Below are 10,969 nucleotides of genomic sequence, written 5' to 3'. Positions count from 1 at the left end.
GTGTTAAAGTTGCCAGTTGATTTCCGCTCCAATCCACTTGGTTACATAATCAATATTGATCTTTTACACAGCCTTGAGGTAATAAACAAAGTTAATCCGAGTTTCTTCTATATATAAAGAATAATAATAATTATATATATTCAGTCCGCTGCAGCTGGCGCAATCCAAAATAATGTATCTCCTATTTGATTTAGGATATTTCTGGAGATTGATAATAACTGTTGAAAAAGAGTAAATCAGCCGCTATAATAGGAAAAGTGTTCGAAACAGAAACATAAAGAAAAAACTTCACAATAGGTGTTGCGTTTGCTTTATGTTTTATGTATAATAGACAATGTTGGTCTTTGACTGCGATGATGTGAAAGGTTGCTGACACACCCGGCCGCTTTGCCATGGCGAGTGTGTGAGGGAAATTTTCACTGAGAATGTCTATTTAGAAAATAGGCGAATAAAGGAGGGAAAATAATGGCAAAACAAAAAATTCGTATCCGTTTAAAAGCGTATGATCACAGAATCCTTGATCAATCTGCAGAAAAAATCGTTGAAACAGCAAAACGTTCTGGTGCGGCTGTATCTGGTCCAATTCCGCTACCGACTGAAAAAACTATTTATACGATTCTTCGTGCGGTCCATAAGTACAAAGATTCACGTGAGCAATTCGAACAACGGACACATAAGCGTCTAATCGACATCGTTAACCCAACTCCACAAACAGTTGATGCGTTAATGCGTTTAGATTTACCATCTGGTGTTGATATTGAAATTAAACTTTAATCAAAATAAATAATAAATAATTTAGGAGGTGTGACTAATGACCAAAGGAATCTTAGGAAGAAAGATTGGTATGACTCAAGTATTTGCTAGTAACGGTAACTTAATTCCTGTAACTGTAGTTGAGGTAGCTCCAAACGTAGTTCTTCAAAAGAAATCTGTTGAAACTGACGGTTATGTTTCAGTTCAAGTTGGTTTTGAAGACAAACGTGAAAAGTTAGCTAACAAACCAGAAAAAGGCCATGTTGCTAAAGCTAATACTGCTCCTAAGCGCTTCGTTCGCGAATTCCGCGGAGATGACTTAGCAAGCTATGAAGTTGGTCAAGAAGTCAAAGTTGATATTTTCGCTGCTGGAGATATCGTAGATGTAACAGGAATCTCAAAGGGTAAAGGTTTCCAAGGTGTTATCAAACGCCACGGACAATCACGCGGCCCAATGGCTCACGGTTCTCGTTATCACCGTCGACCAGGTTCAATGGGACCTGTTGCTCCAAACCGCGTTTTCAAAGGTAAATTATTACCAGGACGTATGGGTGGAGAACAAATCACTGTACAAAACCTTGAAATCGTTAAGGTTGATACAGAGCGTAACTTACTTTTAATCAAAGGTAATGTACCAGGCCCTAAAAAAGCTTTATTAAAAATTAAAGGTGCAATTAAAGCATAGTCACCCTTTAAGAAAGGAGGAACAAAAGAATGCCTAAAGTAGCATTATTAAACCAAGCTGGATCACAAGTTGGCGATATCGAACTTAATGATTCTGTATTTGGTATTGAGCCTAACCAACACGTATTATTTGAAGCAATCATTATGCAAAGAGCTTCATTACGTCAAGGTACTCATAAAACTAAAATTCGTTCTGAAGTACGCGGCGGTGGTCGTAAGCCATGGCGTCAAAAAGGAACTGGACGTGCTCGTCAAGGGTCAATCCGTTCTCCACAATGGCGCGGAGGTGGTACTGTATTTGGTCCAACACCACGCAGCTATAGCTATAAATTACCAAAGAAGGTTCGTCGTTTAGCAATTAAATCTGCACTTTCTTCTAAAGTATTAGAAGAGAACATCTTAGTGTTAGATCTTTTAACTTTCGATGCTCCGAAAACAAAAGAATTCAAGACTGTTTTAAATGGTCTATCTGTTGATAAAAAAGCGTTAATCGTTACTGCAGATCTTGAAGAAAACGTAGCGTTATCTGCTCGCAATATTCCTGGAGTTACAGTAGTAACTGCTGACGGAATTAACGTATTAGATGTTGTTAATCATGATAAATTGATCATGACTAAAGCAGCGGTTGAAAAAGTAGAGGAGGTGCTTGCATAATGGATGCACGCGATATCATTAAGCGCCCCGTTATCACTGAACGTTCAACTGACCTAATGGCTGAGAAAAAATATACTTTTGAAGTAGATGTTAAAGCTAACAAAACTCAAGTTAAAGATGCTATCGAAGAAATCTTTAGCGTTGATGTTGAAAAAGTAAACATCATGAACTACAAAGGTAAATTCAAGCGCATGGGAAAATTCGGTGGTTACACAAACAAACGTCGTAAAGCAATTGTAAAATTAACTGCTGATAGCAAAGAAATCGAATTCTTTGAAGCATAAGAACCTATCAAGAAGAGGAGGGAAATAAAATGGCGATTAAAAAGTACAAACCTACCTCCAATGGTCGTCGCGGAATGACTACTTCTGATTTCGCAGAAATCACAACTAGCACTCCAGAAAAATCTCTATTAGCACCTGTAAAGAGAAAAGGCGGCCGTAATAACCAAGGTAAGTTAACTGTTCGTCATCAAGGTGGCGGTCATAAACGTCAATACCGTTTAATTGACTTTAAACGTAACAAAGATGGCATACCTGGACGCGTTGCTACGATCGAATACGATCCAAACCGTTCTGCAAATATAGCGTTAATCAACTACGCGGATGGAGAAAAGCGTTATATCTTAGCTCCTAAAAACCTAGTAGTTGGATTGGAAGTAATGTCTGGCCCTGAGGCTGATATTAAAGTGGGTAACGCACTTCCACTAACAAACATTCCTGTTGGTACAGTAGTACACAACATCGAGTTAAAACCAGGAAAAGGCGGCCAGTTAGTTCGTTCTGCTGGAACAAGCGCACAAGTACTTGGTAAAGAAGGAAAATACGTACTAGTACGTTTAAATTCTGGTGAAGTTCGTATGATTCTTGCTGAATGCCGTGCAACAATCGGTCAAGTAGGTAACGAACAACACGAATTAATTAACATTGGTAAAGCAGGACGTAATCGTTGGTTAGGCAAGCGCCCAACTGTACGTGGATCTGTTATGAACCCTAACGATCACCCACACGGTGGTGGTGAAGGACGTTCGCCAATCGGACGTAAATCACCTATGTCTCCATGGGGTAAACCAACTCTTGGATTCAAAACTCGTAAGAAGAAGAACAAATCAGATAAATTCATCGTACGTCGTCGTAAAAAATAACGTGATTCTCCTACGGTTCAAAGAAAGAACCGTAGAACAGTCACGAAGGGAGGTTCCTTCATGGGTCGCAGCTTAAAAAAAGGACCATTTGTTGATGATCATTTAATGGTTAAGGTAGAAAAGTTGAACGAGACTGAAAGCAAACAAGTTATTAAAACTTGGTCACGCCGTTCTACAATCTTCCCACAATTTATTGGCCACACTATCGCTGTATATGATGGTCGCAAACACGTGCCTGTATATGTTACTGAAGACATGGTAGGACACAAGCTTGGAGAATTCGCTCCAACTCGTGCTTACAAGGGCCATGGTAATGATGACAAGAAAACAAGACGTTAAGAGAGGAGGGCATCCAAATGCAAGCTAAAGCTGTTGCAAGAACAGTTCGTATTGCTCCTCGTAAAGCACGTTTAGTCGTAGATTTAATTCGAGGAAAGCAAATTGGTGAAGCTGTGGCGATTTTAAATCTCACACCTAAGGCTGCTTCTCCAATCGTGGAAAAAGTATTAAAATCAGCTATGGCAAACGCTGAGCACAACTATGAGATGGACGTTAACAACCTAGTTGTTGCACAAGCATTTGTTGACGAAGGACCAACGTTGAAACGTTTCCGTCCTCGCGCAATGGGCCGTGCAAGCCAGATCTTAAAGCGCACTAGCCACATCACAATCGTATTATCAGAAAAGAAGGAGGGATAAGCTGTGGGTCAAAAAGTAAATCCTGTCGGTTTGCGTATTGGAATCATCCGTGATTGGGAATCTAAATGGTACGCAGGCAAAGACTTCGCTACTCTTTTACACGAAGACCTTAAAATTCGTGAATACATCACGAAGCGTTTAAAAGATGCTTCTGTTTCTAAAGTAGAAATCGAACGTGCTGCAAACCGTGTAAACGTAACAGTGCATACAGCTAAGCCTGGTATGGTTATTGGTAAAGGCGGTACTGAAGTCGAAGCACTTCGTAAAGCATTAAATCAATTAACTGGCAAACGTGTTCACATCAATATCCTTGAAATCAAGAGAGCTGACGTTGATGCGAAACTTGTTGCTGAAAATATTGCTCGTCAATTAGAAAACCGTGTATCTTTCCGTCGTGCACAAAAGCAAGCTATTCAACGTGCTATGCGCGCTGGTTCAAAAGGTATCAAAACTCAAGTATCTGGTCGTCTTGGCGGTGCAGATATCGCTCGTGCTGAACATTACAGCGAAGGAACTGTTCCACTTCATACACTTCGCGCTGATATCGACTATGCTACTGCTGAAGCCGATACTACTTATGGTAAGCTAGGCGTAAAAGTATGGATCTATAAGGGAGAAGTCCTTCCTACTAAGAAGAAAACCGTGGAAGGAGGCAAATAATATGTTATTGCCAAAACGCGTAAAATATCGCCGTCAACACCGTGGTAACATGCGTGGTAACGCAAAAGGCGGTACAGAAGTGACATTCGGTGAATTCGGCCTACAAGCTCTTGAAGCATCATGGATTACGAATCGCCAAATCGAAGCAGCACGTATTGCGATGACACGTTACATGAAACGTGGCGGTAAAGTTTGGATTAAAATTTTCCCTCACAAGCCTTACACTGCTAAACCTCTAGAAGTACGGATGGGTTCCGGTAAAGGGGCACCAGAAGGTTGGGTAGCTGTTGTTAAGCCTGGAAAAATCATGTTCGAAATCGCAGGCGTTTCTGAAGAGATCGCTCGTGAAGCACTTCGACTTGCAATGCACAAACTTCCTGTAAAGTGTAAGTTTGTAAAACGAGAAGAAATTGGTGGTGAATCAAATGAAAGCTAATGAACTTCGTGACCTTACCACTGCTGAAATTGAACAAAAAGTAAAATCTTTAAAAGAAGAACTTTTCAACCTTCGCTTTCAATTGGCGACAGGACAACTTGAAAACACAGCTCGCATTCGTGAAGTACGTAAAGCGATCGCTCGTATGAAAACAGTTGTTCGTGAAAGAGAAATCAGCGTTAACAAGTGATTATTGAAGGGAGGTTCACACAATGAGTGAACGTAACCAACGTAAAGTTTACACAGGACGCGTTGTTTCTGACAAGATGGACAAAACAGTTACAGTACTTGTTGAAACACACAAAAAGCATTCTTTATATGGTAAACGCGTTAAGTATTCTAAAAAGTATAAAGCTCATGATGAGCAAAACGAAGCAAAAATTGGCGATGTAGTTCGTATCATGGAAACTCGTCCGCTTTCAGCTACTAAGCGTTTCCGTTTAGTTGAAGTTGTAGAAAAAGCAGTTATTATTTAATTGTTCGGATTAAGCTTCATTCCGAAGGGAGGTTACACACATGATTCAACAAGAATCACGTTTAAAAGTTGCTGACAACTCTGGTGCTCGTGAGGTACTTACGATTAAAGTTCTTGGTGGTTCAGGTCGCAAGTTTGCTGGTATTGGTGATGTTATCGTCTGCACAGTAAAACAAGCAACACCAGGTGGCGTTGTCAAAAAAGGTGACGTAGTTAAAGCAGTTATTGTTCGTACAAAGAGCGGTGCGCGTCGTCCAGACGGTTCTTACATTCGTTTTGATGAAAACGCATGTGTAATTATCAAAGATGATAAGAGCCCACGCGGAACTCGTATCTTCGGACCTGTTGCCCGCGAACTTCGCGACAACAACTTTATGAAAATCGTTTCTCTAGCTCCAGAAGTATTATAATTTTAAAATCAATTGCCTTTAAGGAGGTGCGCACAGATGCATGTAAAAAAAGGTGATAAAGTAAAAGTCATCTCTGGCAAGGATAAAGGCAAAACAGGTGTGATCCTAGCTGCTTATCCTAAAGATAGCCGTGTACTAGTTGAAGGTATTAACATTGTGAAAAAACACGCTAAACCTTCTCAAGTGAATCCACAAGGCGGAATTATCAGCTTTGAGGCTCCTATTCATGTATCAAACGTTATGCCTATCGACCCTAAAACCGGTAACCCAACTCGTGTAGGTTCCACAACGGTTGATGGCAAGAAAGTACGCGTAGCAAAATCCGGTGAAGTTTTAGATAAATAGTTTAAAATTAAGAAGGGAGGTACAATAAGTGAACCGCCTAAAAGAAAAATTTGTAAAAGAAGTTACACCTGCTCTTATGAGCAAGTTCAACTATAAATCAATTATGGAAGTTCCTAAACTTGAGAAAATCGTCGTGAATATGGGCGTTGGTGACGCAGTTGCAAACGCAAAAGCACTCGATAACGCAGTTGAAGAACTTGCAACAATCACAGGTCAAAAACCTGTCGTTACACGTGCGAAAAAATCTATCGCTGGCTTCCGTCTTCGTGAAGGTATGCCGATCGGTGCTAAGGTTACTCTTCGCGGTGAACGCATGTACGAATTCTTGGATAAATTAGTTTCCGTTTCATTACCTCGTGTACGTGACTTCCGTGGTATCTCTAAAAAGGCTTTCGACGGTCGCGGTAACTACACTTTAGGTATCAAAGAACAATTAATCTTCCCTGAAATTGATTACGATAAAGTAAGCAAAGTTCGTGGTATGGACATCGTTATCGTAACGACTGCAAAAACTGATGAAGAATCTCGTGAACTTTTAACTCAATTTGGAATGCCATTCCAAAAGTAATCCTTAAATAAGGGAGGCGAAAACGTGGCTAAAAAGTCAATGATTGCGAAACAACAACGCACGCCTAAATTCAAAGTACAAGAGTATACACGCTGCGAACGTTGTGGTCGTCCACACTCTGTATATCGTAAATTTAAGCTTTGCCGTATTTGTTTCCGTGAATTAGCATACAAAGGACAAATTCCTGGTGTCAAAAAAGCTAGCTGGTAAAACCCAAGTCTGGGAAGGAGGTAAAAATAATGGTCATGACAGATCCAATTGCTGATATGCTTACTCGCATTCGTAATGCGAACATGGTGCGTCACGAAAAGTTAGAAGTGCCTGCTTCTAATATGAAAAAAGAAATCGCTGAAATTTTAAAGCGCGAAGGTTTCGTACGTGACGTCGAATTTATTGAAGACAACAAACAAGGTATTATCCGTATCTTCTTAAAATACGGTGCTAGTAACGAACGTGTTATTACTGGTCTTAAGCGCATAAGCAAGCCTGGACTTAGAGTTTACGCAAAATCAACTGAGGTACCACGCGTTCTTAACGGTCTTGGTATCGCATTAGTATCAACATCACAAGGTGTTATTACAGATAAAGAAGCTCGTGCAAAACAAATCGGCGGAGAAGTTTTAGCTTACGTTTGGTAATTGAGCTTTTGAATGAATGGAGGTGCACTAAATGTCTCGCGTAGGAAAAAAACCTATTGTTATTCCAGCAGGAGTAACAGTTACTTTAAATAACAACACTGTTACAGTAAAAGGACCTAAAGGTGAACTTACTCGTACATTCCACTCTGATATCACTATCAACGTGGAAGAAAACCAAGTATCAATCACTCGTCCTTCTGATGTGAAAGAACACCGCGCATTACATGGAACAACTCGTGCCGTGCTTGCGAACATGGTTGAAGGTGTATCTACAGGCTTCACTAGAGGCCTAGAGTTAATCGGGGTTGGATACCGTGCTCAAAAGCAAGGTAACAAACTTGTATTAAACGTAGGATACTCTCATCCAGTTGAGATCGAAGCTGAAGAGGGACTTGAAATCGAAGTTCCTGCAAATACAAAAATCCTTATCAAAGGTACTGACAAAGAACGTGTTGGTGCATTAGCAGCGAATATTCGCGGAGTTCGTCCTCCAGAGCCGTATAAAGGCAAAGGAATTCGTTACGAAGGTGAATTTGTTCGTCGTAAAGAAGGTAAAACTGGTAAGTAATGCCGCATAGGTAAACGAAAGGAGTGACGTAAATGATTACGAAGCTTGATAAAAACGCTACTCGCAAGAAAAGACATGCTCGTGTTCGTGCGAAACTTAGCGGAACTTCAGCTCGTCCACGTCTAAATGTGTTTCGTTCTAACAAACATATTTATGCTCAAATAATTGATGACATTAACGGAGTAACTTTAGCAAGTGCTTCTACTTTAGATAAAGACTTTGTTTTAGATTCTACAAATAACGTTGAAGCTGCACAAAAGGTCGGAGAATTAGTCGCTAAACGTGCGGTAGAAAAAGGTATCACTTCTATTGTCTTTGACCGTGGCGGATACCTATACCATGGACGTATTCAAGCATTAGCTGATGCTGCCCGTGAAAACGGCTTACAATTCTAAAAGACAAAGGAGGGACACAAAAAGATGCGTCGTATTGATCCAAACAAACTTGAACTAGAAGAACGCGTAGTCACGGTTAACCGTGTTGCGAAAGTTGTTAAAGGTGGACGTCGTTTCCGCTTCACAGCCCTTGTTGTTGTAGGCGATAAAAACGGTCACGTTGGTTTCGGTACTGGTAAAGCTCAAGAAGTACCTGATGCTATTCGTAAAGCCATCGAAGATGCAAAGAAAAACTTAGTGGAAGTACCAATGGTCGGAACTACTATTCCTCACCAAGTAATTGGACGTTTTGGTGCTGGTGAAATCCTTCTAAAACCTGCTTCTGAAGGTACAGGAGTTATCGCTGGCGGCCCAGTTCGTGCCGTGCTAGAATTAGGCGGTGTTGCTGATATCCTTTCTAAATCATTAGGAACTAACACTCCTATTAACATGGTACGTGCTACAATTGACGGTTTAAAACAATTAAAGCGTGCTGAAGACGTAGCTAAACTACGTGGAAAATCAGTAGAAGAACTGTTAGGATACGGGGGGAAATAAAATGGCGAATAAACTATCAGTTACCCTCACTCGCAGCTTGATTGGCCGTCCAGGCGATCAACGCGAAACAGTTAAGGCTCTTGGATTACGCAAATTAAATCAAACAGTTGAGCACCCAGATAACGCTGCTATTCGCGGTATGATTAACAAAGTTGCTCACCTTGTTACAGTAAAAGAACAATAATTGATTGTTTTCTTTCATAAGGAGGTGCCAATATGAAACTTCATGAATTAAAACCTGCTGAAGGTTCTCGTAAAGAGCGCAAGCGTTTAGGCCGTGGTATCGGATCTGGTCAAGGTAAAACTGCTGGTAAAGGTCACAAAGGTCAAAACGCTCGTTCAGGCGGCGGTGTACGTTTAGGTTTTGAAGGTGGTCAAACACCTTTATATCGTCGTTTACCTAAACGCGGATTTACAAATGTTAGCCGTAAGGAATATGCAATTGTAAATCTTGATGCATTAAATCGCTTTGTTGAAGGTACAGAAGTTACTCCAGAACTTCTTATCGAAACAGGTGTTGTAAGCAACGAAAAAGCAGGAATCAAGATTCTTGCTAAAGGGACACTAGAGAAAAAGTTGACTGTTAAAGCTCACAAATTCTCCTCTGCTGCTAAGGAAGCGATCGAAGCTGCTGGTGGAAACACTGAGGTGATCTAATGTTCCAGACAATCTCCAATTTTATGCGCGTGGGTGAGATAAGACGTAAGATCATATTCACCCTTTTAATGTTAGTCGTATTTCGTTTAGGTACATTTATCCCAGTACCCAATGTAAATGCTGATGTTCTTGCAAATCAAGATAAACTAAGTGTATTCGGTATTTTAAATACTTTTGGCGGTGGAGCATTAAAACAATTCTCCATCTTTGCAATGGGTATCATGCCGTACATTACTGCATCGATTATTATCCAACTCTTACAAATGGATGTCGTGCCTAAATTTACAGAATGGTCTAAGCAAGGTGAATCGGGGCGTCGTAAGATCGCCCAAATTACTCGTTATTTTACAATCATCCTTGGATTTATCCAGGCTTTGGGTATGTCCTATGGTTTTAATAACTTAGCAAACGGCCAGTTGATTGAAAATCCTGGAATTGGCACTTATCTTTTGATTGCGGTTGTCTTAACCGCTGGTACTTCTTTTTTAATGTGGTTAGGTGAGCAGATTACTGAAAAAGGTGTTGGTAATGGAATTTCTATTATCATCTTCGCCGGTATCGTAGCGGGAATGCCATCCACTATTAATCAAATTTATGTACAGCAGTTTGAGAATGCAGGGGAAGCATTATTCTTACGTATTGTTACTGTAATTCTAATCGTACTTGCTATTATTGCTATCGTGGTTGGGGTTATCTTTATCCAACAAGCAAATCGTAAGATACCTATTCAATATGCAAAACGCGTAGTTGCAGGACGTAATCCAGTTGGAGGACAATCCACTCACATGCCATTAAAAGTTAATGCTGCGGGTGTAATTCCTGTAATCTTTGCTGTGTCTTTTATTGTAACGCCAAGAACCGTTGCTTCGTTCTTCCCAACGAATGATGTAACACTTTGGATTACGAAAGTATTTGACTATACTCATCCGATCGGGATGACGTTATATGCTGCACTAATTATCGCGTTTACTTATTTCTATGCATTTATTCAAGTTAACCCTGAACAAGCAGCGGAGAACTTGCAAAAGCAAAGCGGCTATATTCCTGGTATTCGTCCAGGAAAAAGTACGCAAGAATACTTAACGCGTGTCTTATACCGTTTAACTTTCGTTGGTGCAATCTTCCTTACAGTGATTGCGGTATTGCCAATGCTATTTATTAAAATAGCTAATCTTCCGCAATCAGCTCAAATTGGTGGAACAAGCTTGTTAATCGTTGTCGGTGTTGCACTAGATACGATGAAACAACTTGAAGCGCAATTAGTTAAACGTCATTATAAAGGTTTTATAAAGTAAAGGTTTTAGGGGCCACTGCTCCCTAAAACCCATTTAAAGCACGAGGGGGGAA

The 10,969-nt window shown here is 40.4% G+C and carries 22 protein-coding genes; all 22 read left to right on the top strand.

Annotated elements, in window-relative coordinates; genetic code table 11:
* Positions 1-465: 465 nt before the first annotated feature.
* From rpsJ to secY, 22 genes are read left to right on the top strand one after another with little or no spacing between them, the layout of a single operon-like run.
* Positions 466-774: a 30S ribosomal protein S10 gene (rpsJ, locus tag V7137_RS18365; protein WP_066094693.1), complete on the top strand. Its 309-nt coding sequence runs from the start codon at positions 466-468 to the stop codon at positions 772-774.
* Between the two features lie 37 nt (positions 775-811).
* Positions 812-1,438: a 50S ribosomal protein L3 gene (gene rplC, locus V7137_RS18360; RefSeq protein WP_335699417.1), complete on the top strand. Its 627-nt coding sequence runs from the start codon at positions 812-814 to the stop codon at positions 1,436-1,438.
* Positions 1,439-1,467: 29 nt separating this feature from the next.
* Complete coding sequence (gene rplD / locus V7137_RS18355) at positions 1,468-2,091, top strand: 50S ribosomal protein L4 (RefSeq protein WP_335699416.1); 624 nt, start codon at positions 1,468-1,470, stop codon at positions 2,089-2,091.
* Positions 2,091-2,375, top strand: coding sequence for a 50S ribosomal protein L23 (gene rplW / locus V7137_RS18350; RefSeq protein WP_144555565.1), 285 nt, complete (start codon positions 2,091-2,093; stop codon positions 2,373-2,375). Before rplD ends, rplW begins: the two co-directional genes overlap by 1 nt.
* 29 nt (positions 2,376-2,404) lie before the next feature.
* On the top strand, positions 2,405-3,235 hold the full coding sequence (gene rplB, locus V7137_RS18345) for a 50S ribosomal protein L2 (RefSeq protein ID WP_335699415.1): 831 nt from the start codon (positions 2,405-2,407) through the stop codon (positions 3,233-3,235).
* 60 nt (positions 3,236-3,295) lie between these two features.
* Complete coding sequence (gene rpsS / locus V7137_RS18340) at positions 3,296-3,574, top strand: 30S ribosomal protein S19 (RefSeq protein ID WP_026565526.1); 279 nt, start codon at positions 3,296-3,298, stop codon at positions 3,572-3,574.
* Positions 3,575-3,591: 17 nt separating this feature from the next.
* Complete coding sequence (gene rplV / locus V7137_RS18335) at positions 3,592-3,933, top strand: 50S ribosomal protein L22 (protein WP_088084987.1); 342 nt, start codon at positions 3,592-3,594, stop codon at positions 3,931-3,933.
* A gap of 3 nt (positions 3,934-3,936) precedes the next feature.
* Entirely contained in the window at positions 3,937-4,593 is a 657-nt protein-coding gene (gene rpsC, locus V7137_RS18330) for a 30S ribosomal protein S3 (protein ID WP_218350790.1), read from the top strand.
* 1 nt (position 4,594) lies between these two features.
* Positions 4,595-5,029 carry a 50S ribosomal protein L16 gene (rplP, locus tag V7137_RS18325; RefSeq protein ID WP_026565529.1) on the top strand — a complete coding sequence of 145 codons (435 nt, stop codon included), beginning with the start codon at positions 4,595-4,597 and terminating at the stop codon, positions 5,027-5,029.
* Positions 5,019-5,219, top strand: a complete 201-nt coding sequence (gene rpmC, locus V7137_RS18320; protein ID WP_007085282.1) for a 50S ribosomal protein L29 — start codon at positions 5,019-5,021, stop codon at positions 5,217-5,219. Before rplP ends, rpmC begins: the two co-directional genes overlap by 11 nt.
* Positions 5,220-5,241: 22 nt before the next feature.
* Positions 5,242-5,505, top strand: coding sequence for a 30S ribosomal protein S17 (gene rpsQ / locus V7137_RS18315; protein ID WP_144555563.1), 264 nt, complete (start codon positions 5,242-5,244; stop codon positions 5,503-5,505).
* 40 nt (positions 5,506-5,545) lie between these two features.
* On the top strand, positions 5,546-5,914 hold the full coding sequence (gene rplN, locus V7137_RS18310; protein WP_026565532.1) for a 50S ribosomal protein L14: 369 nt from the start codon (positions 5,546-5,548) through the stop codon (positions 5,912-5,914).
* Positions 5,915-5,950: 36 nt separating this feature from the next.
* A complete protein-coding gene (gene rplX, locus V7137_RS18305) occupies positions 5,951-6,259 on the top strand; it encodes a 50S ribosomal protein L24 (protein WP_335699414.1) in 309 nt (102 codons plus the stop codon).
* Positions 6,260-6,287: 28 nt separating this feature from the next.
* Positions 6,288-6,827 carry a 50S ribosomal protein L5 gene (rplE, locus tag V7137_RS18300; protein ID WP_218350792.1) on the top strand — a complete coding sequence of 180 codons (540 nt, stop codon included), beginning with the start codon at positions 6,288-6,290 and terminating at the stop codon, positions 6,825-6,827.
* A gap of 24 nt (positions 6,828-6,851) precedes the next feature.
* Complete coding sequence (gene rpsN / locus V7137_RS18295; RefSeq protein WP_007085277.1) at positions 6,852-7,037, top strand: 30S ribosomal protein S14; 186 nt, start codon at positions 6,852-6,854, stop codon at positions 7,035-7,037.
* A gap of 29 nt (positions 7,038-7,066) precedes the next feature.
* Positions 7,067-7,465: a 30S ribosomal protein S8 gene (rpsH, locus tag V7137_RS18290; RefSeq protein ID WP_218350793.1), complete on the top strand. Its 399-nt coding sequence runs from the start codon at positions 7,067-7,069 to the stop codon at positions 7,463-7,465.
* 31 nt (positions 7,466-7,496) lie between these two features.
* Positions 7,497-8,033 carry a 50S ribosomal protein L6 gene (gene rplF, locus V7137_RS18285; RefSeq protein WP_218350794.1) on the top strand — a complete coding sequence of 179 codons (537 nt, stop codon included), beginning with the start codon at positions 7,497-7,499 and terminating at the stop codon, positions 8,031-8,033.
* 32 nt (positions 8,034-8,065) lie between these two features.
* Positions 8,066-8,428 carry a 50S ribosomal protein L18 gene (rplR, locus tag V7137_RS18280; RefSeq protein ID WP_335699413.1) on the top strand — a complete coding sequence of 121 codons (363 nt, stop codon included), beginning with the start codon at positions 8,066-8,068 and terminating at the stop codon, positions 8,426-8,428.
* A 24-nt stretch (positions 8,429-8,452) separates the two neighbouring features.
* Positions 8,453-8,965, top strand: a complete 513-nt coding sequence (gene rpsE / locus V7137_RS18275; RefSeq protein ID WP_026565538.1) for a 30S ribosomal protein S5 — start codon at positions 8,453-8,455, stop codon at positions 8,963-8,965.
* Between the two features lies 1 nt (position 8,966).
* A complete protein-coding gene (gene rpmD / locus V7137_RS18270; protein ID WP_335699412.1) occupies positions 8,967-9,149 on the top strand; it encodes a 50S ribosomal protein L30 in 183 nt (60 codons plus the stop codon).
* Between the two features lie 32 nt (positions 9,150-9,181).
* A complete protein-coding gene (rplO, locus tag V7137_RS18265) occupies positions 9,182-9,622 on the top strand; it encodes a 50S ribosomal protein L15 (protein ID WP_335699411.1) in 441 nt (146 codons plus the stop codon).
* Positions 9,622-10,917 carry a preprotein translocase subunit SecY gene (secY, locus tag V7137_RS18260; RefSeq protein WP_335699410.1) on the top strand — a complete coding sequence of 432 codons (1,296 nt, stop codon included), beginning with the start codon at positions 9,622-9,624 and terminating at the stop codon, positions 10,915-10,917. The genes rplO and secY overlap by 1 nt, the downstream gene beginning before the upstream one ends.
* Positions 10,918-10,969 lie beyond the last annotated feature (52 nt).

Source organism: Neobacillus drentensis (assembly GCF_036962765.1).
GTDB classification, from domain to species: domain Bacteria; phylum Bacillota; class Bacilli; order Bacillales; family Cytobacillaceae; genus Neobacillus; species Neobacillus drentensis_C.
The sequence above is the reverse complement of the archived record's forward strand: the minus strand, read 5'-3'. Positions and strand labels throughout refer to the sequence as shown.